This window comes from Pantoea eucrina (assembly GCF_020079945.1).
Lineage (GTDB): Bacteria > Pseudomonadota > Gammaproteobacteria > Enterobacterales > Enterobacteriaceae > Pantoea > Pantoea eucrina.
Genome location: NZ_CP083450.1, coordinates 103,909 through 125,272 on the forward strand (window position 1 = coordinate 103,909; position 21,364 = coordinate 125,272).

General features: G+C 57.5%; 16 protein-coding genes and 1 pseudogene. 7 read left to right on the forward strand and 10 right to left on the reverse strand.

Annotated features, from left to right (window positions below; all coding sequences use genetic code 11):
* Positions 1–127: 127 nt before the first annotated feature.
* The 3 genes from malK (at position 128) to malM (ending at position 3,606) form a co-directional block, all read left to right on the forward strand.
* Positions 128–1,252: a maltose/maltodextrin ABC transporter ATP-binding protein MalK gene (gene malK, locus LAC65_RS17065; protein ID WP_040113486.1), complete on the forward strand. Its 1,125-nt coding sequence runs from the start codon at positions 128–130 to the stop codon at positions 1,250–1,252.
* Positions 1,253–1,278: 26 nt separating this feature from the next.
* The gene (locus tag LAC65_RS17070; RefSeq protein WP_040113487.1) at positions 1,279–2,580 is read left to right on the forward strand and encodes a maltoporin; all 1,302 of its coding nucleotides are present in this window, start codon (positions 1,279–1,281) and stop codon (positions 2,578–2,580) included.
* A 114-nt stretch (positions 2,581–2,694) separates the two neighbouring features.
* Positions 2,695–3,606: a maltose operon protein MalM gene (gene malM, locus LAC65_RS17075; protein WP_040113488.1), complete on the forward strand. Its 912-nt coding sequence runs from the start codon at positions 2,695–2,697 to the stop codon at positions 3,604–3,606.
* An 89-nt stretch (positions 3,607–3,695) separates the two neighbouring features.
* Here the strand turns inward: malM and malQ are convergent, their stop codons facing one another.
* Complete coding sequence (malQ, locus tag LAC65_RS17080) at positions 3,696–5,750, reverse strand: 4-alpha-glucanotransferase (RefSeq protein ID WP_040113877.1); 2,055 nt, start codon at positions 5,748–5,750, stop codon at positions 3,696–3,698.
* 8 nt (positions 5,751–5,758) lie between these two features.
* Positions 5,759–8,161: a maltodextrin phosphorylase gene (gene malP / locus LAC65_RS17085; protein ID WP_040113489.1), complete on the reverse strand. Its 2,403-nt coding sequence runs from the start codon at positions 8,159–8,161 to the stop codon at positions 5,759–5,761.
* A gap of 275 nt (positions 8,162–8,436) precedes the next feature.
* On the opposite strand from malP, the gene malT reads away from it, so the two are divergent.
* From malT to LAC65_RS17100, 3 genes are all read left to right on the forward strand, one after another.
* Positions 8,437–11,139: an HTH-type transcriptional regulator MalT gene (gene malT / locus LAC65_RS17090; RefSeq protein ID WP_040113490.1), complete on the forward strand. Its 2,703-nt coding sequence runs from the start codon at positions 8,437–8,439 to the stop codon at positions 11,137–11,139.
* A gap of 81 nt (positions 11,140–11,220) precedes the next feature.
* The gene (locus tag LAC65_RS17095; protein WP_040113491.1) at positions 11,221–11,748 is read left to right on the forward strand and encodes a phenolic acid decarboxylase; all 528 of its coding nucleotides are present in this window, start codon (positions 11,221–11,223) and stop codon (positions 11,746–11,748) included.
* Positions 11,749–11,946: 198 nt separating this feature from the next.
* Positions 11,947–12,678 (forward strand): YoaK family protein, encoded by a 732-nt coding sequence (locus LAC65_RS17100; protein WP_040113492.1) that lies wholly within the window; start codon positions 11,947–11,949, stop codon positions 12,676–12,678.
* 474 nt (positions 12,679–13,152) lie between these two features.
* Here LAC65_RS17100 and LAC65_RS17105 read toward each other — a convergent pair whose 3' ends face one another.
* The 3 genes and pseudogenes from LAC65_RS17105 to fdhA all read right to left on the reverse strand — a co-directional run.
* Positions 13,153–13,458, reverse strand: a complete 306-nt coding sequence (locus tag LAC65_RS17105; RefSeq protein WP_040113493.1) for a HigA family addiction module antitoxin — start codon at positions 13,456–13,458, stop codon at positions 13,153–13,155.
* On the reverse strand, positions 13,458–13,736 hold the full coding sequence (locus tag LAC65_RS17110; protein WP_040113494.1) for a type II toxin-antitoxin system RelE/ParE family toxin: 279 nt from the start codon (positions 13,734–13,736) through the stop codon (positions 13,458–13,460). Before LAC65_RS17110 ends, LAC65_RS17105 begins: the two co-directional genes overlap by 1 nt.
* Positions 13,737–13,993: 257 nt before the next feature.
* Positions 13,994–15,058: pseudogene (gene fdhA, locus LAC65_RS17115) on the reverse strand (formaldehyde dehydrogenase, glutathione-independent); the annotation flags it as partial.
* Positions 15,059–15,113: 55 nt separating this feature from the next.
* Here fdhA and LAC65_RS17120 point away from each other — a divergent pair.
* Positions 15,114–15,811, forward strand: a protein-coding gene (locus LAC65_RS17120) for an IS1 family transposase (protein ID WP_223429336.1) whose coding sequence is annotated in 2 segments (ribosomal slippage) — positions 15,114–15,363 and positions 15,363–15,811 — 699 coding nt in all. Because the reading frame shifts where the segments join, the coding sequence is not laid out codon by codon here.
* 99 nt (positions 15,812–15,910) lie between these two features.
* Here the strand turns inward: LAC65_RS17120 and LAC65_RS17125 are convergent.
* The 5 genes from LAC65_RS17125 to LAC65_RS17145 all read right to left on the reverse strand — a co-directional run bounded on the left by LAC65_RS17125 (position 15,911) and on the right by LAC65_RS17145 (position 21,298).
* Positions 15,911–16,333, reverse strand: a complete 423-nt coding sequence (locus LAC65_RS17125; RefSeq protein ID WP_040113881.1) for a thiol-disulfide oxidoreductase DCC family protein — start codon at positions 16,331–16,333, stop codon at positions 15,911–15,913.
* A 53-nt stretch (positions 16,334–16,386) separates the two neighbouring features.
* Complete coding sequence (locus LAC65_RS17130; protein ID WP_040113495.1) at positions 16,387–18,648, reverse strand: xanthine dehydrogenase family protein molybdopterin-binding subunit; 2,262 nt, start codon at positions 18,646–18,648, stop codon at positions 16,387–16,389.
* A 12-nt stretch (positions 18,649–18,660) separates the two neighbouring features.
* Positions 18,661–19,653 (reverse strand): FAD binding domain-containing protein, encoded by a 993-nt coding sequence (locus LAC65_RS17135; RefSeq protein WP_040113496.1) that lies wholly within the window; start codon positions 19,651–19,653, stop codon positions 18,661–18,663.
* Positions 19,650–20,138 carry a (2Fe-2S)-binding protein gene (locus LAC65_RS17140; protein ID WP_040113497.1) on the reverse strand — a complete coding sequence of 163 codons (489 nt, stop codon included), beginning with the start codon at positions 20,136–20,138 and terminating at the stop codon, positions 19,650–19,652. Before LAC65_RS17140 ends, LAC65_RS17135 begins: the two co-directional genes overlap by 4 nt.
* A gap of 185 nt (positions 20,139–20,323) precedes the next feature.
* On the reverse strand, positions 20,324–21,298 hold the full coding sequence (locus LAC65_RS17145) for an XdhC family protein (protein ID WP_040113498.1): 975 nt from the start codon (positions 21,296–21,298) through the stop codon (positions 20,324–20,326).
* Between the last annotated feature and the right edge of the window lie 66 nt (positions 21,299–21,364).

A 21,364-nucleotide genomic window follows, 5' to 3' on the forward strand; every position in this document is an offset into this window, starting at 1 on the left:
CCGGCTCATCCCCCGTGCATTCACGTTGTGGTGGAGGATGTCAGCGGCTGCCGGGGCTTTCATGATGAGCCACAGAATCGGCCAGCAGTCATATCAGCCAACAGGGCACGTTGAGAGGAAAAGTATTATGGCGAGCGTTGCGTTACGTCATGTCTCCAAAACATGGGGTGAAACCGAAGTCTCGAAAGATATCAATCTTGAGATTGCCGAAGGTGAATTTGTGGTGTTTGTCGGACCATCCGGCTGCGGTAAGTCGACCCTGCTGCGGATGATTGCCGGGCTTGAAACCATCACTAAAGGCGACCTGCTGATCGGCGGCAAGCGCATGAATGAGGTACCGCCAGCAGAGCGCGGGATCGGCATGGTGTTTCAGTCATATGCGCTTTATCCGCATCTGGACGTTGCGGAAAATATGTCCTTTGGCCTGAAGCTGGCCGGCGTCAGGCGCGCCGAGATCCAGCAGCGTGTAAACCAGGTAGCCGAGGTGCTGCAGCTGGCGCATCTGCTGGACAGGCGGCCCAAAGCGCTCTCTGGCGGTCAGCGGCAGCGGGTGGCGATTGGCCGGACACTGGTGGCTGAACCGCGCGTTTTTCTGCTCGACGAGCCGTTATCCAACCTTGATGCCGCGCTGCGCGTCCAGATGCGCATCGAAATTTCGCGACTGCATAAACGGCTGAAGCGCACCATGATCTACGTTACCCACGATCAGGTAGAAGCGATGACGCTCGCCGACAAAATTGTGGTGCTCGAAGCAGGGCGCATCGCGCAGATTGGCAAACCGCTGGAACTTTATCATTACCCCGCCAATCGCTTTGTCGCCGGATTTATCGGTTCCCCGCGGATGAATTTCCTTCCGGTAAAAGTAACCGCCACCGCAATCGATCAGGTTCAGGTGCGTCTGCCCAACAATCAGCTGGTCTGGCTGCCGGTCGAGAGCACCGGCGTGCAGATCGGCAGCAACATGTCGCTGGGTATCCGGCCTGAGCATCTGCTCTCCAGCGACATCGCCGATGTCACGCTGGAGGGAGAGGTGCAGGTCGTTGAGCAGCTCGGCAATGAAACGCAAATCCACATTCAAATCCCCGCCATCCGTCAAAACCTGGTTTACCGCCAAGAGGACGTGGTGCTGGCAGAAGAGGGCGCCCTGATGGGCATCGGCCTGCCGCCGGAACGCTGCCATCTGTTTCGTGAAGATGGCAGCGCCTGTCGCAGGCTGCATCAGGAGCCTGGTGTGTACCCTGCAAAACAATAAAAGCAATGATCTCAGGAGATAAATAAATGATAACTCTGCGCAAACTCCCCGTGGCGATCGCTATCGCTGCGGGTACCCTGTCCGCCTCCTCTATGGCGGTGGACTTCACCGGTTACGCCCGTTCCGGCATTGGCTGGACCGGCAGCGGCGGTGAACAACAGTGCTTCCAGGCGACCGGCGCACAAAGTAAGTACCGTCTGGGTAACGAATGTGAAACCTACGCCGAGCTTAAGCTGGGACAGGAAGTCTGGAAGGAGGGCGATAAGAGTTTCTATTTTGACACCAACGTTGCCTACTCCGTATCGCAGCAGAATGACTGGGAGGCAACTTCACCTGCCTTCCGCGAAGCCAACGTTAAAGGCAAAAACCTGATTGATGCTTTGCCGGGCTCTACTATCTGGGCCGGTAAGCGCTTTTATCAGCGTCACGACGTGCATATGATCGACTTCTACTACTGGGATATCTCCGGTCCCGGCGCAGGCCTGGAAGATGTTGACCTCGGCTTCGGCAAACTCTCTTTCGCCGCCACGCGCTCATCAGAAGCGGGCGGCTCCTACACCTTCTCCAGCGATCGCATCCGCGACTACGCAACCAGCACCGCGAACGACGTGTTTGATGTGCGCCTGGCGGGTCTGGAGACCAACCCGGATGGCGTGCTGGAACTCGGCGTCGACTATGGCCGTGCTAACGCGCGCGACGGATATCGTCTGGAGGATGGCGCGTCCAAAGATGGCTGGCTCTTCACCGCCGAACATACGCAGAGCATGCTGAAAGGCTACAACAAGTTTGTACTTCAGTACGCAACGGACGCGCTGACTTCGCAGGGCAAAGGGCTGCCGCAGGGCACGAATATCAATAACGACGGCAAAATGTACCGCGTGCTGGATCACGGTGCCATCTCGCTGGCCGAGCGCTGGGACCTGATGTACGTCGCGATGTATCAGAACACCGACCTCGATAATAATCGCGGCAACGAGTGGTACACCGTGGGCGTGCGCCCGATGTACAAATGGACGCCTATCATGAGCACGCTGCTTGAGCTGGGCTACGACAACGTGAAGTCGCAGCAGGTCGGCGATCGCAACGGGCAGTACAAAATTACCCTGGCCCAGCAGTGGCAGGCGGGCGACAGCATCTGGTCCCGTCCGGCGCTGCGCCTGTTTGCAACCTATGCCAAATGGGATGAGAAGTGGGGCTATAGCAAAAATGCCGATGGCAACCTGACCACGCTGGCCGCTGCTGACAGCACCGGTAACGGCCTGTTCACCAACAGCCGGGGCGACAATGACGAGTGGAGCTTTGGCGCACAGATGGAAATCTGGTGGTAAGCCTCAGCGTTACCCTGTAACAGAATGGCCGCACCCGCCGGTGCGGCTCACCGATTAGGCAGCGCTGGCCATTGCCTGGTGCCGGCGCTGCCTCCAGCTATCAGAGATAAAACGATGAAAAAAACGCTTACCGCGCTCTGCCTGAGCGCTGCGCTGCTGACCGGCGTTACGCTGCCCGCTGTCGCTGATATTAATCTGGTGCCGCAGGATCTCTCCACCGCACCCGCCGTTTCACCTGAAACTCTGCAGCGCCTGAACTGGCAACCTGCTGACACGTCGCGTGCGGTAACCACTCAGCTGCGCGACAGCGGCACCGGAGATGCTCTGCCGGGGATCCGTGGTCCGGTTGCGGCGTATAGTCTGCCAGCCAGTCAGGGTGAGCTGACCGTTACGCTGAGCAGTGAGGTTGCTGACAACCGCGTGTTCGCGCCTAATGTACTGGTGCTCGATGAAAACCTGCGTCCGGCAGCGTGGTTCCCGTCGCAGTTCTTTGCTTACCAGCAGCCGGGCGTCATGAGCGCCGATCGTCTTGAAGGCGTAATGAAACTGACGCCGGTGCCGGGACAGCAGAAAATTTATCTGCTGGTCTTTACCACCGACCGGGATCTGACCCAGACCACCACGCTGGTCGATCCGGCCAAAGCTTACGCGAAAGGCACCGGCCATGCGGTTCCTGATATTCCCGATCCGGTTGCCACACACAGCCAGAGCGGCAGGCTGAAGCTGAAAGTCTCCACCAGTTCCGCGTCCTCTATTCTGGTCGGCCCGCTGTTCGGTTCATCGGCATCGGCTCCGGTTGTGATCGGCAATACTCAGGCGCCTGCGCCCGCTGCCGTGCGTCCCGCCTCTGCCGTGAAGCCGGTGCCGCTGGAAAACGACACCGAAAGTTACTTCAATCAGAATATCCGTCAGGCGGTCAGCCAGGGCAACATTGATAAAGCGCTGAAGCTTCTGAATGAGGCCGAGCGACTGGGGTCCACCTCAGCGCGGCAAACGTTTATCAGCAGTGTAAAAGGCAAGGGGTGAACCTGCCCCGACAGTGCTGAGTTGCAGCACCTGGTGCGCTCCGGCGCACCTTTTTTATTGCAGAAACCGCCCCGGTCCGGGGCGTCTGATCAGGGGTGCCGCTGACGCACGTGACTGACCTCCTGCAGCAGGTGCGTAATCCCTTCATCCGTAAACATCGCCTCCAGCGACAGCGTGAGCTTGCGGCGCCAGTTAGGGTAACTGTCCACCGTACCGGGCACGTTTACCGGCCGATCCATATCGAGCCACTCCTCCGGCTGCAGGCCAAGCAGGGCGCTGTTACTGGCCGCCACCAGGCGGTGAACCGCACGGTTTATCGCGCGGCGCATGGGCGCACGGCCGCGCTGAAGCGGATAGCGGTGTGCCAGCGCTCCCTGCTGCTGCAGCGTATGCAGCAGCGCCTTTTTTGCCGCCGCGCGCTCGCGGTACAGACCCGCCAGGATCGCTTTATCCGGATAGAGTCCCAGCCTGCTGCCCAGCGTTAAGTCATCACTCTGCCACCAGCCGCGCAGGGTAGGCATATCATGCGTGGTGACAACCGCCATCGCCTGCCGTGGCCAGGCTTCCGGCGCGCGAAACGCGCGCGTTGCCGTCTGCTCAAAGTAGAGCACTTTGTAGGAGTAGACGCCGCTGTCGCGCAGCTTAGCGACAATCGCTTCCGGTACGGTGCCCAGATCCTCACCTATCACCATACAGCGATGGCGCTGGCTCTCCAGCGCAAGAATGGCCAGCAGGGCATCAACCGGATAGTGAACGTAGGCGCCCTCAGCGGCCTTCTCATGTTGCGGGATCCACCAGAGGCGCAGCAGTGCCATTACGTGATCAATGCGCAGCGCGCCGCAGTCGCGCATATTGGCCCGCAGCAGATCGATCCACGGGGTAAACGCACGCATTGTCAGGATCTGCGGATCCATCGGTGGCAGCCCCCAGTTTTGCCCCAGCGGCCCCAGAATATCGGGCGGCGCACCCACGCTGGCCTGCAGACAATAGAGATCGCGTTCGCGCCAGGTCTCTGCGCCATCCTGCGCGACGCCCACCGCCAGATCGCGGTAGAGGCCAACCGGCATCTGCTGCGCGCAGCACACGGACCAGCAGGCCGCGAACTGAGAGGCAGCCAGCCACTGCAGCCAGAGGTAAAAGCGTACTTCGTCGCTATGTTCAATACGAAACGCCAGCACGGCGGCGCTGTCGGGATGCTGATACGCTTCCGGCCAGCTTTTCCAGCCGTACAGCGCAGGATTTTTGGCGCGCTGGTGCGCCTGCAGCGCATCAAACAACGCCTGACTCAGCAGGCTCTGTCCGCCCGCTTTAACAAACGCATCAAATTCCTGCATTACCGGTTCATCCGGCGAACGTCGCCTGAACTGTCTCCAGGCAAGGCGTAAGCCCGCCAGCTTTAGCGCGGTAACGGCGGCGTAATCCACGTATTCGCTGTCACGCGCGGCCGCAAGCCGCTGTTGGGTATCAGGCTGCTGCCACCACGCCTGCGCCGCCTCACTGAGTCTGAAATCCTCCACGCTATTGACGTCGATATAGAGCACATTCAGCCAGCGGCGCGAGGAGGGGCTGTAAGGGCTGGCACCCTCAGGATTAGCCGGAAAGAGGGCGTGCAGCGGATTAAGCCCGATAAATGCGCCGCCGCGCTGCGCGATCTCTGCCGCCATCTGGCGCAGATCGCCAAAGTCACCGATGCCCCAGTTATGCTGCGATCGTAGCGTATAGAGCTGCACGCAGCAGCCCCAGAGCTTGTCGCCGGCCAGCAATGCCGGTGGCTCATAGCAGCGCGGTGGCGCAACAATCAGGCTGCAGCGCGACAGCAGCGCCGGCTGCGTCAGGGTCAGCTGATGATAGCCTTCCGGCAGTGCCGGCAACCGCAGCGTTTCACCAGGCTGGCACTCACCTGACCAGCGCTCGCCCGCTTCACTGGTCAGCTCCCATGCTGCCGCCCCGCTCAGCGCTGGCTCTACTACCACGGCTTCTCCGCCACGAAAAATTGCTACCGGGGGCAGCGCTGACGGTGTAGCGAGAGGCGGCTGTATGATCGTGTGCAGCCACTGCTCGGTGGTGGCCGGAATGCGGCGCGGCCTGCCGTGAGCATCAATATATTCCGGCGCGATCAGCGCTGCCGGAGTAAGCGTTGTCATTGTCATCTTCAGCGCACCGCCTGCCAGATTCGTTGCTGATAGTCACGAATAGCGCGATCGGCGCTGAACATGCCGCAGCGTGCGGTATTCAGGATCGCCGCGCGGGTCCAGGCTTCACTATCGGCCCAGCGTTTTTCTGCATCCTGCTGCGCATTGAGATAGTGACGGAAATCGGCCAGTACCAGATAAGGATCGCCACCCTCCGCCCCGAGACTTTTCACCAGCGCATCAAATGCCGTGCAATCGCCGTCGCTAAACGTGCCATCCTCCAGCGCCGTCAGCACCTGATGCAGCTGTTTATCTTTTTTGCGCCAGACTGCCGGGGCGTAGCCCGCGCTCTTCAGCGCGCTGACCTGCTCCACGGTATGGCCAAAGATAAAGATGTTCTCGTCGCCAACCTCGCGGGCAATCTCCACGTTAGCGCCATCCAGCGTACCGATAGTCAGGGCGCCGTTCAGCGCCAGTTTCATATTGCCGGTGCCTGACGCTTCTTTGCCGGCCGTGGAGATCTGTTCCGAGAGATCGGCTGCCGGGATCAGCCTTTCTGCGACCGAGACGTTATAGTCCGGGATAAACACCACTTTCAGCCGATCGCCCACGCGCGGGTCAGCATTTATCGTCATGGCAACTTTGTTAATGGCATAGATAATATTTTTGGCCAGCGCGTAACCAGGTGCAGCTTTTGCGCCAAACAGCATCACGCGCGGCGCCAGGTTGGCCTGCGGATCGCTGACCAGCGTCTGCCACAGCGCAATAATATGCAGTAGCATCAGATGCTGACGCTTGTACTCATGCAGCCGTTTTATCTGTACATCAAACAGCGCGTCCGGATTGATCACAATGCCGGTTTTCTGTTCCACCCACTGTGCCAGATCGCATTTGTTCTGCTGTTTGATGGCGCGATATTCTGCGCGGAATGAGGCGTCCTCTGCCAGCGGCTCCAGCGCGCGCAGCGCGTCGAGATCGGTCAGCCAGGGTTTATTCAGCGAGCGGTCGATCAGTGCAGCCAGTGCCGGGTTGCACTGGTTGATCCAGCGGCGCGGCGTCACGCCGTTTGTCACATTGTGGAATTTCGCCGGCCAGAGCGCGTGATATTCCGGAAAAAGATCCTCTGTCACCAGTTTTGAGTGCAGGGCAGCAACGCCGTTAACGGCAAAACAGGTCACCACGCAGAGGTTAGCCATACGCACCTGATGATTATGCACCACCGCCAGTCTGGCCCAGATGGCAGCATTACCGGGCCACTGCGCCTCAACCTGCTGCTTAAGTGCCGCATTGATGGCATTCACAATCATTATGTGGCGCGGCAGCAGGGTACGGAACAGCGTCAGATCCCAGCACTCCAGCGCCTCCGGCATCAGCGTGTGGTTGGTATAGGCGAAGGTGCGCTGCGTCAGCTGCCAGGCGCTTTCCCAGCTGAAATCATACTCATCCAGCAGCAGGCGCATCAGTTCCGGAATCGCCAGAGTGGGATGCGTATCGTTGAGCTGAATGACTTCGCGATCGGCCAGCGTGTCAATAGCGTGACCCGCCTGCTGATGGCGGCGCAGAATATCCGCCAGCGAACAGGCGCACTGGAAATATTGCTGCATCAGGCGCAGTTTCTTACCCGCCTGATGGTTATCGTTAGGGTAGAGCACTTTAGTCAGCTTCTCTGCATCAATGCCCTGCTTTTCCGCCCGCAAAAAATCGCCGTTATTGAACCGCTGCAGGTCAAATGGCTGCGCGTGGCTCGCCTGCCACAGGCGCAGCGGCTGAACCACCCCGTTCTGGTAACCCACAACCGGCAGATCCCAAGCCTCACCCTGCAGCTGAAACGCCGGGATCCAGCGGTTTTTTCCCTGCTCAGTTTTCACCTTGCCGCCCAGATTAACCGTTACTGTCAGCGCCGCATTATGGCGAAACCAGGGGTAGCGATTTCGCCCCCAGTCATCCGGCCGCTCCTGCTGCGCGCCGTCGCTGAAATGCTGCCGGAACAGTCCGTACTGATAATTGAGGCCATAACCGATAGCGGGCTGACCCGTGGTTGCCATCGCATCGAGAAAACAGGCGGCCAGGCGGCCCAGACCGCCGTTTCCCAGCGCCGGATCGATCTCCTGTTCCAGCACATCGCTCAGCGACTGCCCCTGTTGCTGCAGCAAATCGTTCAGCGCCGGGTACCAGCCGAGGTTAAGCAGGTTATTGCCGGTCAGACGGCCGGTGAGAAACTCCATCGAAATATAGTTAACGTGGCGCTGCGGTCCCGCTGCCGGCTGCGCGGGCAGTTCAGCCAGCAGTTCGGCAAGCGCACCGCTCAGGGCATGCCACCACTGCTGCCGGCTCATCGCCTGCGCATCGGGCAGGCCAAAGCGCTGCCACTGTCGCGTCAGGGCAGCAGAAAAACGGTCGGAATCAAAAGGTAACTGGGTCATGGCTTAAGCATCCGTCAGAGGAAGAGGTCAGCGTGCATTTTGCCTGCGCCGGTTGTGTATCTCCTCCTCCCCGGCACTATTCAGGCAGGAGGATAGAGAGGGAGGAGAGGGTAAGGAAACTCCGAAAGCGTGACAGGAGTGTGATACCCCTCGCTTTTGTTAAGCCGCGCTGCTGAGTTCGCTTGCATTAAGATGGCGTATGGATAACGTGTATGTCGAATAATTACGAAGCGTAAAATAATACTGCGCAGACGTTAACGGAGGAGCGTGCGTCGATGTTGATCCCGTCAAAACTGAGTCGTCCTGTGCGCCATGACGCCATGGTGGTCCGTAGCCGTCTGCTGCAGAAACTGAATGCCGCCGCCGTTTACCGGTTAGTGCTGATTACCAGTCCCGCAGGGTACGGTAAAACCACGCTGATTTCGCAGTGGGCGGCAGAAAAGCGCGACCTGGGCTGGTATTCGCTGGATGAGGGGGATAATCAGCCGGAACGGTTTGCTGACTATCTGATTGCTGCGCTGCAGCAGGCCACTCAGGGCAGCTGCAGCCGCAGTGAATCACTGGCGCAAAAGCGGCACTACGTTAATCTCAATGCGCTTTTCTCGCAGCTGTTTATTGAGCTGGCTGACTATCAGCGTCCGGCCTGGCTGGTTATTGACGATTACCATCATATTACCAATCCGGTTATTCATGAGGCGATGCGCTTTTTTCTGAAGCATCAGCCGGAAAATCTGACCCTGGTGGTGCTGTCGCGCGGTCTGCCACAGCTGGGCATCGCCAATCTGCGCGTGCGTGAACAGCTGCTGGAGCTGAGCAGCCAGCAGCTCGCCTTTACGCACGATGAAGCTAAACAATTTTTTGATAACCGGCTGCAGGCGCCACTGCCCGGTGAAGAGAGCGACCAGCTGTGTGATGATGTGGCTGGCTGGGCGACCGCACTGCAGCTGATTGCTATCTCAGCCCGGCAGGGCGCAGGCTCAGCGCAGGACTCCGCGCGCCGTTTATCAACCATCAACGCCAGCCATCTCACCGATTATCTGGTTGAGGAGGTTTTGGATACTGTCGATGCCGATACCCGCCAGTTCCTGCTGAAGAGTGCGCTGCTGCGCTCGATGAATGATGCCCTCGTGACGTCAGTCACGGGTGAAGATAATGGCCGCATGCGGCTGGAGGAGATTGAGCGGCAGGGGCTGTTTTTGCAGCGCATGGATAATGCGGGCGAGTGGTTCAGCTACCATCCGCTGTTTGGCAGTTTTCTGCGCCAGCGCTGTCAGTGGGAGCTTAGCGCGGAGCTGCCGGCCCTGCATCGTGCGGCGGCGCGAGGCTGGATGAGGCAGGGTTTCCCGGGCGAGGCGATCCACCATGCCCTGGCCTCGGGTGATACCGATATGCTGCGCGACGTGCTGCTGGAGCACGCCTGGACCCTGTTTAATCAAAGCGAACTGGCGCTGCTGGAGTCTTCCCTGCGGGTGCTGCCATGGCCACTGTTGCTGGAAAACCCGGAGCTGGTGCTGCTGCAGGCGTGGCTGATGCAGAGCCAGCATCGTTTTTCCGAAGTTAACAGCCTGCTGGCGCAGTTTGAACAGCAGCGCTGCTGTGAGATGGATGCCTCTCTGCAGGGCGAGCTGCACGCAATACGCGCTCAGGTGGCCATTAACGATGGCAATGCGGAAGAGGCCGCGCAGCTGGCGCGTCTTGCTCTGCAGCTGCTGCCGGCGTCGAAAAGCTACAGCCGCATTGTCGCGACCTCTGTCCACGGTGAGGTCATGCACTGTAAAGGAGAGCTGGCTGATTCACTGGCGCTGATGCGTCAGACAGAGCAGATGGCGCGGCAAGAAGAGACCTGGCACTACGTTCTCTGGAGCCTGATCCAGCAGAGCGAGATTCTGTTTGCGCAGGGATTTTTACAATCGGCATGGGAGATGCAGGAAAAGGCGTTTCGTCTGGTTCACGAACAGCATCTCGCACAATTTCCGCTGCATGAGTTTCTGTTACGCATTCGCGCGCAGCTATTCTGGGCCTGGGGTCGGCTTGATGAAGCTGAACAGGCGGCTCGCAGTGGTATGCAGGTACTGCGCGGCTTTCCTCCGCAGCAGCAGATCCAGTGTCTGGGACTGCTGATCCAGTGCTCGCTGGCGCGGGGTAATCTGGATAATGCCCGGTCGCACATTACCCGTCTGGAGAATCTGCTCAATAATGGCACGCTGCATATCGACTGGATCGCCAACGCGGATAAAGCGCGTATCCTTTACTGGCAGCTGACCGGGGATAGCGCCAGCGCCAGTCAGTGGCTGCGCGTTACCTCCCGGCCGGCCAGCGCCAATAATCACTTCTTACAGGAGCAGTGGCGTAACGTGGCGCGGGCACAGCTTCTGGCGGGCGATCTGATTCAGGCGGAAGTGATTCTGGATGAGCTGAATGAGAATGCCCGGACGCTTCAGCTCACCAGCGATTTTAACAGCAACCTGCTGCTGCTTAATCAGCTTTACTGGCAGACTAATCGTAAACCCGATGCACAGCGGGTGCTGATTGCCGCCCTGAAGCTGGCGCGCAGTACAGGGTTTATGAGTCAGTTTGTGATTGAGGGCGAGATCATGGCGCAGCAGCTGCGGCAGCTGTTGCAGCTTTCGGTGCTGGAAGAGATAGATGAACATCGCGCCCGCCGCATCCTGCACGAAATTAATAAGTATCACCGGCATAAATTTGCCCATTTTGATGAGGGCTTTGTCAGCCGTTTACTCAACCACCCCGATGTTCCGGAGCTGGTTCGCACCAGCCCACTGACGCAGCGCGAATGGCAGGTGCTGGGTCTGATCTATTCCGGTTACAGCAATGAGCAGATTGCCGGCGAGCTTGATGTCGCCGCTACCACCATCAAAACCCATATCCGCAACCTCTATCAGAAGCTGGGAGTGACCCATCGCAATGAAGCCATGCACGAAGCGCGGTCGATGTTGAGACTAATGGGGTATGTGTAAACGTCGTTAAGCGATACGCAATCCCGTATTACGCGCTATACCTTACCAGTACGCTTTTTTTACCCATTGGTGAGGTGAAGCATGAGTTCAATCGCATCAGCGACAGAACAGGCCAGCGATCTGTCTGCATTTATCGGAACCCACTTTGTTTATACCTACGACAACGGCTGGAAATATGAGTGGTATGCCCGCAATGCAACCACCTGCGACTACCGCATTCATCAGGGGCTGGTAGGAGGCCGCTGGGTTACTCATCAGAAGATGCATGCGGTGCAGTTTGCGCCCGGTATCTATAAGGTTGACTGGCATGAACCCACCGGCACCTGCGTAAGCCTGCTGTTTGATCTCGAACGTAAACTTATTCACGGTACGATTTTTTTCCCGCAGTGGATCGCCGGGGAGGGGCAGCATCCGGAAAAAACGATCTGTTATCAGAATGAATTCATTGAAGATATGCAGCGTTTTCGTGACGAGGGACCGGCCTATCCCTATATTATTATCCCGGAATTTGCTCAGGTCACTTATATGAAAAATGAGGGGCCGGACAATGACGACGTGATCAACATGGCACCGGGACAGATGCCGGCAAATTACTTTGAAAATAAATAACGCTATAACCGGAATCTCCCACTTTAAGTGACAGCGTCACTTACTGCGGGTTGTTCCGGTTATCAATATAAGTTTTCATTTCCTGACATTATTAACTATTAAAAGCAGTTGGTTACAGGCATCCTTGCCAGACTTCGCTATGCTCAATAGTGCGCTACGCTAACATTATGTGCCTTTACGCTGCGAGGTAAGAGAAGGATGCTGCTGAGAAAAAAGAAGTTACGTTCGCACAGCGAAGATCGCCTGCTGGCGCTCACGCTGGCGACCACTGCAGGTATACTTAACGCCATGGCATTCGGTGCTTTTGGTTTTTTCCCCTCCCATATGACCGGTAACACCTCCCAAATCTCCGCTGAAGTTTCAGGCTCCGATCTGCAGGATCTGCTGTTTCTGGCCGGCTTAATTCTGGCATTTGTCACCGGCTCAATGATCGCGCGCCTGACGGTTGCCTGGGGGCTTAAACGCAATATCAGGACCATTTTTTGTCAGGTGCTTTTCATTGAGGGACTGCTTCTGCTACTGACGTCAGTGGTGGAGATCCTGTGGTACTCAGAACGTAACAACGGTGAAATCCTTGTCACGCTCGGCCTGCTGATGGGGATCCATAATTCCACCTCGACACAGCTCTCGTCTGGTCGCGTACGCTCAACGCACGTAACCGGTACGCTGACCGATGCCGGTATTGCGCTGGGCTCGTTTCTGCGGGCAACGTTCAGCAGCAGCGAAGCGGGGGAGCGCCATCTGCATCGCAAGCTTCTTTATACCCACCTTGTAACCATCTTCTCTTTTCTTACCGGCTGCGTGGCGGGCTATCTGCTGTTCCGGCACTTTGGCTTTAACGCAATGGCTATGCTGGGAATCGCGCTTTCGCTGATTGCAGCAGGCGGCATCGCCCGTACGCTGCATCTTACCGGCGTACGTTTCTGGTAACCCGACAAACTACACAGCACTCCGGTGCTGTTTTTTGCTGATAAAACCGGCAACGCTGGGTGAATTCTGCAGGGTAACCAGTGCTGCAATACCTGCAGAATTCACGTAGCGACGCCGGTTTTTTGAGCTGAAGCACCACGCCCATCATCACAATTCCCGTCAATACCCTCTTTATAAGTTCATATAAGCCCCATTATATGAACTTATGTACATAAAAGATCATTAGCAGTGACAGCCGCTGTTCTCACTGAGCACTACGCGGGGAGTAAACAAACATAATCGCTAAGGTATTGGGATATGCACGCCGTGCCCGAACAATTTTCTCTGCAGCGTTTATCCGCAGGCAGGTTGCAGCAGAAGAAAGATATCGTGTTTCACTCATTTCTGCTTAAGCTCTTGCCTTCAGTGAAACGACGCGCGTGATAACGGAGTGAATGAGCAATTAACACCAGCTGCTCACGTTGCCCACAGGCTTCAGTTGACACCCTGCAGCGGGTCAGGCTTGAAGCTGGTATTCAGAACCGAGAGGTCAACAGTTTTGGCTGCCCGCTCTAAATCATAAGCGGCCTGAATGCGCAGCCACATCGCAGGCGTACTGCCAATCACGGCCGATAATTTGATCGCCATCTCTGGCGTTACCGCTGTTGCTCCCGATACTATTCTTGAAGCAGTAGAGGGGGCTACAGCTAAAGCACGTGCCAGTTCTCTGATACCGATCTGAAGATCTTCCATAATATCGGCAATGATTTCACCCGCGTGCGGGGGGTTGTGCATAGTCATTAATGATAATCCTCATAATTCAGAATATAGGCGTCACCATCTTTGAATTCAAAAGTGATTCGCCAGTTTCCTGTCACCGTGATAGACCAGATACCTTGTCTGTCACCTTTAAGAGGATGCAACCTGTAGCCACTAAGGTTCATATCCTCAATTTTCTCAGCCAGGTCAATTACCCTCAGGCGCATACGTAGCCGCTTCTCATGAGCTGCGTTAATCTTGCGGGTAGAGCCGGTTGTATAAAATTCTTCAAGTCCTTTATGTAGCCAGGTTTTGATCATCCTTGTATCCCAGTGTTGCTTAACAGGGAACACTATAGCATGTGTTGCATGGTAAGCAACATCTCATGGCGTGTAATTTAAGAGATGAACGTTAAGATAAAAAGGGAGAATAATTGTCTGGACTAGCGGGGCTACAGATGAACTAGAAAGATAGTGCATTTAACATAATCATGATTATGCGCACTTAAACGCGTGTAAGGCACAGCGCATATTCGCGCGTGCCTTACACCTTGCCGGATAAGTTTATCTGCACCAGACTATTTTGCCGTCAGCATGCCGTGCGGATCCAGCACATATTTGGCGGCAACGCCGGCGTCAAACTGAGCGTACCCCTGCGCCGCTTCTTCAAGCGGGATCACTTTGGCATTAACGATTTTCGCAATCGGCAAACGATCGTGCAGGATGGCGTTCATCAGCTGCCGGTTGTAACGTACCACCGGGGTTTGCCCGGTATGGAACGACTGCGCTTTAGACCAGCCGAGACCAAACTTCAGGCTCAGGGAGCCTTCCTGTGCTGATTTATCGTGCGCGCCCGGATCTTCCGTCACATACAGACCCGGAATGCCGATATTACCGGCCACGCGGGTGATCTCCATCATCTGATTCAGCACCACCGCCGGCTGCTCCTTGCCGGAATGGCCGCGCGCTTCAAATCCGACGGCGTCGATAGCTGAATCGACTTCCGGCGTACCAGTGACCTGCGCAACCATCTCTCCCAGGCGGTCATGCTGACTCAGGTCGATCGGCACAAAGCCCATTTTCCTGGCGTGCTCCAGACGCTCTTTGTTGAAGTCACCTACCATTACCACCGCCGCACCGAGGATCTGTGCTGATGCCGCCGCGGCCAGACCAACCGGACCGGCGCCTGCAACATAGGTGGTTGAGCCGACGCCCACACCCGCATTGATCGCACCGTGAAACCCGGTCGGTAAAATGTCTGACAGCATGGTCAGATCCAGAATTTTCGCCAGTGCCTGGTCACGGTCAGGGAATTTCAGCAGGTTAAAGTCCGCATAGGGCACCATCACATATTTCGCCTGCCCGCCTACCCAGCCGCCCATATCAACATAGCCAAACGCGCCGCCCGCGCGTGCCGGATTGACTGTCAGGCAGACGCCGGTATCGAGTTCACGGCAGCACCGGCAGCGCCCGCAGGCAACGTTAAACGGCACAGAGACAATATCACCGACGTTAAGCATCTCAACGTCAGCGCCCTTTTCGATAATTTCACCGGTAATTTCATGGCCGAGCACCATACCCGCAGGCGCGGTGGTACGTCCGCGCACCATATGCTGATCTGAGCCACAGATATTGGTGGAGAGGGTGATGCTGCCAACTTACTGATTTAGTGTATGATGGTGTTTTTGAGGTGCTCCCGTGGCTTCTGTTTCTATCAGCTGTCCCTCCTGTTCAGCTACTGACGGGGTGGTGCGTAACGGCAAAAGCACTGCCGGACATCAGCGCTATCTCTGCTCTCACTGCCGTAAAACATGGCAACTGCAGTTCACTTACACCGCTTCTCAACCCGGTACGCACCAGAAAATCATTGATATGGCCATGAATGGTGTTGGATGCCGGGCAACCGCCCGCATTATGGGCGTTGGCCTCAACACGATTTTACGTCACTTAAAAAACTCAGGCCGCAGTCGGTAACCTCGCGCATACAGCCGGGCAGTGATGTGATTGTCTGCGCTGAAATGGACGAACAGTGGGGCTACGTCGGTGCTAAATCACGTCAGCGCTGGCTGTTTTACGCGTATGACAGGATACGGAGGACGGTTGTGGCGCACGTCTTCGGTGAACGCACTCTGGCCACACTGGAGCGTCTTCTGAGCCTGCTGTCGGCCTTTGAGGTCGTGGTATGGATGACGGATGGCTGGCCGCTGTATGAATCCCGCCTGAAGGGAAAGCTGCACGTAATCAGCAAGCGTTACACTCAGCGAATTGAGCGGCATAACCTGAATCTGAGACAACATCTGGCAAGGCTGGGACGGAAGTCACTGTCGTTCTCAAAATCGGTGGAGCTGCATGACAAGGTCATCGGGCATTATCTGAACATAAAACACTATCAGTAAGTTGGAGTCATTACCAGTGCACAAAAGGGATTGATGCAGGAAATTTATTTACCTGCATCTCTTATTTTCATTTTCTGCTATCAAAGCAATAACGCTGCTTTAGCGTGCAATAAACCTTTCGGGGAAGTCGGGAGAGAGGTGCTTAACGTCGTCATAGCGGCCAAAAAGGCGATAGCGGTTGCGGGCAATAAGGTTATATATCGCGTTGCTTACCGCGTCGGGGAAATAACGCAGCAGCGCAAAAATACGCCAGCGACTGTGAAGGTTTTTTATTACGCGACAGATTGCCTGGGCGCGCAGCCAGTGTCCGTTTTCACCAATCAGCACGATGGTGCGGATATCGTCAACGGGCATGCTGACATGACGCAGCAACGTTTTGCCCTCCTCACTCTGCACGGTGGCAAACCGTACCCGCCGATCCAGCCGGTGTCGCAGCAAAAATGCCACCCAGCCATTGCAGAGTTTGCACACGCCGTCGTAAAGCACTACCTGTTCACCAGGCCTGAGATAGGGAATAGTCATGTAAGCGCCCACGGGATGAAGCGGCGGCATCCTCCTGACGCCGCCAGCCTGCATTAATCGATCAACTTCTCCAGGGAAAGCGGCAGATCGCGAATGCGCTTGCCGGTTGCGTGATAAACAGCATTACTGATGGCCGCAGCCATACCCACAATACCCAGTTCGCCCACGGCTTTTCCGCCCATCAGCGTGGCGTGATGATCCGGCTCACCCACGTCGATAGTGATAATTTCCGGTACGTCAGCGTTAACCGCAATCAGATAATCGGCGAGATTATTGTTCACGATGCGGGCGTTACGCGGATCGACCGCTCCACCCTCCAGCAGCGCCTGCCCGAGCCCCATCACCATTCCGCCAATCCACTGGCTGCGCGCCAGTTTCGGATTATAAAGCCGTCCGCTGTCAAAGGCAGAGACCATACGTCTGACGCGCACCGTACCGAAATCCTCGTCAACGCGCACTTCAACAAACTGGGCACCCCAGCTGTGTGAAGAAAATTCTTCCGGCGTGGTCATTCTCGACATCGAGTGCACCGCTTTATCACGCTCCTCTGCACTTTCGTCCGGCTTAAAGGTACCGTCCGTTACCGCCAGCGTCTCTTCACCGCTCAGCCGCACCAGATCGCCCAGCGATACCGCCCGCTCCGGCTGACCTTTCAGGCACACGCCTCCTGCGCAGAGCGTCAGCTGCTCAGCGTCGGTCTGCGGGAACGGAGCATCGGAAGAAGCGCCTGCCAGCGCGTAGAGCCGGTCACGCAGCGCCACCGCCGTCTTATGCACGGCACCGGTCAGGTTGCCGGCCAGCTGCGAACCGCCCGCAACGCCGGCACGCGGCAGCCGGGTATCACCCAGTTCGACTTTAATGCGGGTAGAGTCAAGACAGAGCACTTCTGCCGCTGTCTGCGCCAGAATGGTGTAGGTTCCGGTGCCGATATCAGCACCTGCACTCTGCACCACCAGCTCACCCTGACTGTTGAGGATCAGGCGCGCCTCAGCCGGGGCTTTGTTTACCGGATAGGTTGCCGTTGCCATGCCCCAGCCAATCAGCTCGCGGCCTTCGCGCATTGAGCGCGGTGCCATAGTGCGATCTTTCCAGCCGAACGCTTCAGCCGCTGCGCTGTAAGCCTCTTTCAGACGGCGCGTACTCCACGGCAGATTTTCCTGCGGATCCTGTTCTGCATAGTTGCGCAGACGCAGCTCCAGCGGATCGATACCCAGCGCATAGGCAATCTCATCCATCGCCACCTCAAGTCCGAACGCGCTCGGGTTCTCGCCGGGCGCACGCATCCAGCCTGGCGTAACGGTGTTGATAGCAGCCACATAATGACGCGAATAGACGTTTGGCACATCGTAGATACGTCCGGTGACTTTATTCGTCCCTTCCGCGAACGTGTCAATGAGCGAGGTATCGCTCAGTCCTTCATGCAGGATCGCCAGCAGTTTTCCATCCTGTGCGGCACCCATCTCAATAGTCTGCTGCGTCGCCGGACGACCGCCCAGTCCGGTAAAGGTCTGCGGGCGCGACAGCGCCACTTTCACCGGACGCGTCAGCGCGCGCGATGCCACGCAGGCCAGCGCCACATGGGTATAGGGCACAGGTTTTGATCCAAAACCGCCGCCCACATAGGGAGAAATCACCCGAACCTGCTGCTGCTCAATGCCGAGCCATTCAGCTATTTCAGTCTGTGCTCCCATCACCCACTGGCTTGGCTCCCATACCGTGAGCGCATTATCCTGCCATGAGGCGATGCAGGCGTGCGGTTCCATCGGCATGTTATATTCACGCGGTGTGGCGTAGCAGCTTTTGATTTTCACTTCTGCCTGCGCCATCGCCTGCTGCGCATTACCCATTTCAACGGTAGCGCTCTCCTGGCGCTCTGCTGCCGGATCGTCCATCCAGACCAGCGGCTTCGCTTCCTCATAGCGCACTTTCACGAGGCTGGCAGCCCAGGTCGCCTGCTCAAACGTTTCTGCCACCACCAGCCCGATGTTCTGACCGTTATGAATGATTTTGTCATCCTGCAGCGGTGTGTAGGTAGACTGCGCCGCGCCGCCGTCAGCAATGGCGGTGGGCTTGTTGATCTTCAGCGGATTGAGATGGGTATAAATCGCCACTACGCCAGGCTGCTGTTCCGCCTCTGCGGTGTCAATATCCGTCATCCGGCCGCTGGCGATAGTGGACTGCACCACCACGCCATACAGCATATTCTCAGGCTGATACTCCGCCGCATAGCGCGCGGCGCCGGTGACTTTCACCACGCCGTCGCCCCGACTGCGTCCGGCACCGAGTGCCTGATAGTTCTGTTCCTGCTTGTCCATACAATTTCCCCGTTACGCCTTGCCGCCAGCCTGAAGTAGTGCACGTGCAATCACGCGCGGTGTCAGCACTTTTTTGTGCTGATTCTGCGGCAGAGTTTTCGCATCCTGCACGATACGCTCTGCGGCACGACGCAGCGTCTGTTCATCAAACGGCTGGCCGCGCAGCGCCCCTTCCACCTGCTGCGCCCGCCAGGGTTTTGTCGCCACGCCGCCGACGGCGATACGCACGTCGCGGATCCGGTCGCCATCCAGCTCAATACCGACAGCAGCGCTGGCGGCAGCAAACTCATACGAGCTGCGATCGCGCACCTTCAGGTAGTGCGAATGTTTAAGCGCGGCGGTGCGCGGCAGTTCCACCGCGATAATCATCTCATCGCTGGCGAGATCGTGCTCGAGATGCGGCGTATCGCCGGGCAGCAGATAGAACTGATCGATCGGGATACGGCGCTCCCGCTGTGCGGCATTGCGCACGATAACCACGGCATCAAAGGCGGTCAGTGCGACAGCCAGATCGCCCGGATAAACCGCAATACAGCTGTCACTGGTACCCAGAATGGCGTGGTTGCCGTTAATGCCCTCCAGCGCGGCGCAGCCCGAGCCCGGATTGCGCTTATTACAGGCGCTGAACGTATGCGGATCGCGGAAGTAAACGCAGCGGGTACGCTGCAGCAGGTTGCCGCCGATGGTGGCCATGTTACGCAGCTGCGGCGACGCCGCCTGCCACAGGCTGTGATAAATCGCCGGCGCTTCACGCTGACACTCTGCGTGATGCTCCAGTTCACTCATGCGCGTCAGCGCGCCAATGCGCAGGCTGTCAGAGCTGAACGCAATTTCACGCATCTCCTGCAGGCCGCTGATATCCACCAGCGCTGCAGGCTGTTCCACGTCACATTTCATTAAGTCAATCTGCGTGGTGCCCCCTGCCAGAAACCGGCTGCTGGCACGCTGCTTCTGCTGCAGCGCCTGTTCAGGGCTGCTCGCCGCAAGGTAGTCAAACGGATTCATCGCGCCTCCGAACTGAGATCGGCGGCGGCCTGCTGAATAGCGTCGACGATATTAGGATAAGCACCGCAGCGGCAAAGATTACCGCTCATATATTCCCGGATCTCATCGGCAGATCCGGCATGTCCTTCGGCAATGCAGGCGGCGGCAGACATGATCTGCCCCGGCGTGCAGTAGCCGCACTGAAACGCGTCATGCTCCAGAAAACGCGCCTGAACCGGATGCAGCGTGCCATCAGGTCGCGCCAGACCTTCAATAGTGGTGACCTGCTGCCCGTTGGCCTGTACAGCCAGCGTCAGGCAGCTCAGCATCCGCTTGCCATTGATATGCACGGTACAGGCGCCGCACTGGCCCTGATCGCAGCCCTTTTTTGTACCGGTCAGCGTCAGGTGTTCACGCAGCGCGTCCAGCAGCGTCACGCGCGGGTCGACGCTAAGTTCAATGGGCTGCCCATTGACTTCGAGGTGCAGTTGTATGTTTTCTGACATGGCTCATTTCCAATAGTGAAAGAATCGATCGGGATGCGCGTTTAGGATCTCTTAATAGCGTGCGCACCCGCTAAGTCTAGACGCTGAGCGCATTTCGGAAGGCGTTGTCAGAAAAAAGTACAAACTTTGTGGGGGATTAGCGCAAAAATGCCATAGCGCAAAGGGCTATGGCTGCCGGAACGGGCTTACTGGCGTGCTGCAAGGCCATTTTTATGGCGCACAATGTCCGCCATAATCGATAGTGCGATTTCTGCCGGCGTTTTGCTGCCAATATCCAGCCCCACCGGCGCGTGAATGCGCGTCAGCTGCTCAGGGGTCAGTCCGGCGATCTCCGCCAGACGCGACAGCCGCCGGCTGCTGTTGCGCTTCGAGCCCATCGCGCCGAGGTAAAATGCCGGCAGCATCACCGCTTCCATCATCGTCAGGTCATCGATTCGCGGATCGTGGGTCAGTGACAGAATCGCCGTTGCGCTGTGACACCCCTCACGCTCCAGATAACGGGCCGGAAAACAGCGTATAATCCGCACGCCAGCCTGTAACTCCGCACCCATATTCTCCAGCACCTCATCGCGATGCTCGCAGACCAGCGTCTCAAACCCCAGCGCCTGCGCAAAGTTGGCGCAGTAAATGCCTACGCTGGAGAGACCGGCGATAATCAGGCGCGGCGGCGCAGAGAGCGTCAGCGTAACCTGGTTGCCAGTAATGTGCGCTGCGGTCTGCTGCGTATAGGGGTGCGTCTCTATGCCGGCGCAGGGGTGCGGCAGCAGCAGCGTTTTACTGATGGCTTCGGCCCGAACCAGCGCATCGTGCATCTGACGCAGATAGTGAATGGATGCCGCTCCCTGCGGCAGCTTTTCCACCAGAATATCCAGCACGCCGCCGCATGGCAGTGCCCGGTCAGGCGTCAGCCCGCCATCGCCATAGCGCACAACAGCGCTCGCCTCGCTGAAAGCATCTGCTGCTATGCGCTGGCGAAAATCCTCCTCCACACAGCCGCCGGAGAGCGAGCCGCAGAAGTGTCCATCGGCGCGGATCGCCATCATGGCGCCCGGCGGACGCGGCGAGGAGCCAAAGGTGCTCAGTACGGTACAAAGCCATACCGGATGTGCTTCTGCCCAGTGCTGCGCGGTTTCAAGAACCTGCACATCAAGGTGATACATGAATTGCTCCGTCGTAATGTCCCCCTTTTTTACCTGCAGGGACCTGAATCTTCCTATGAGTAAATG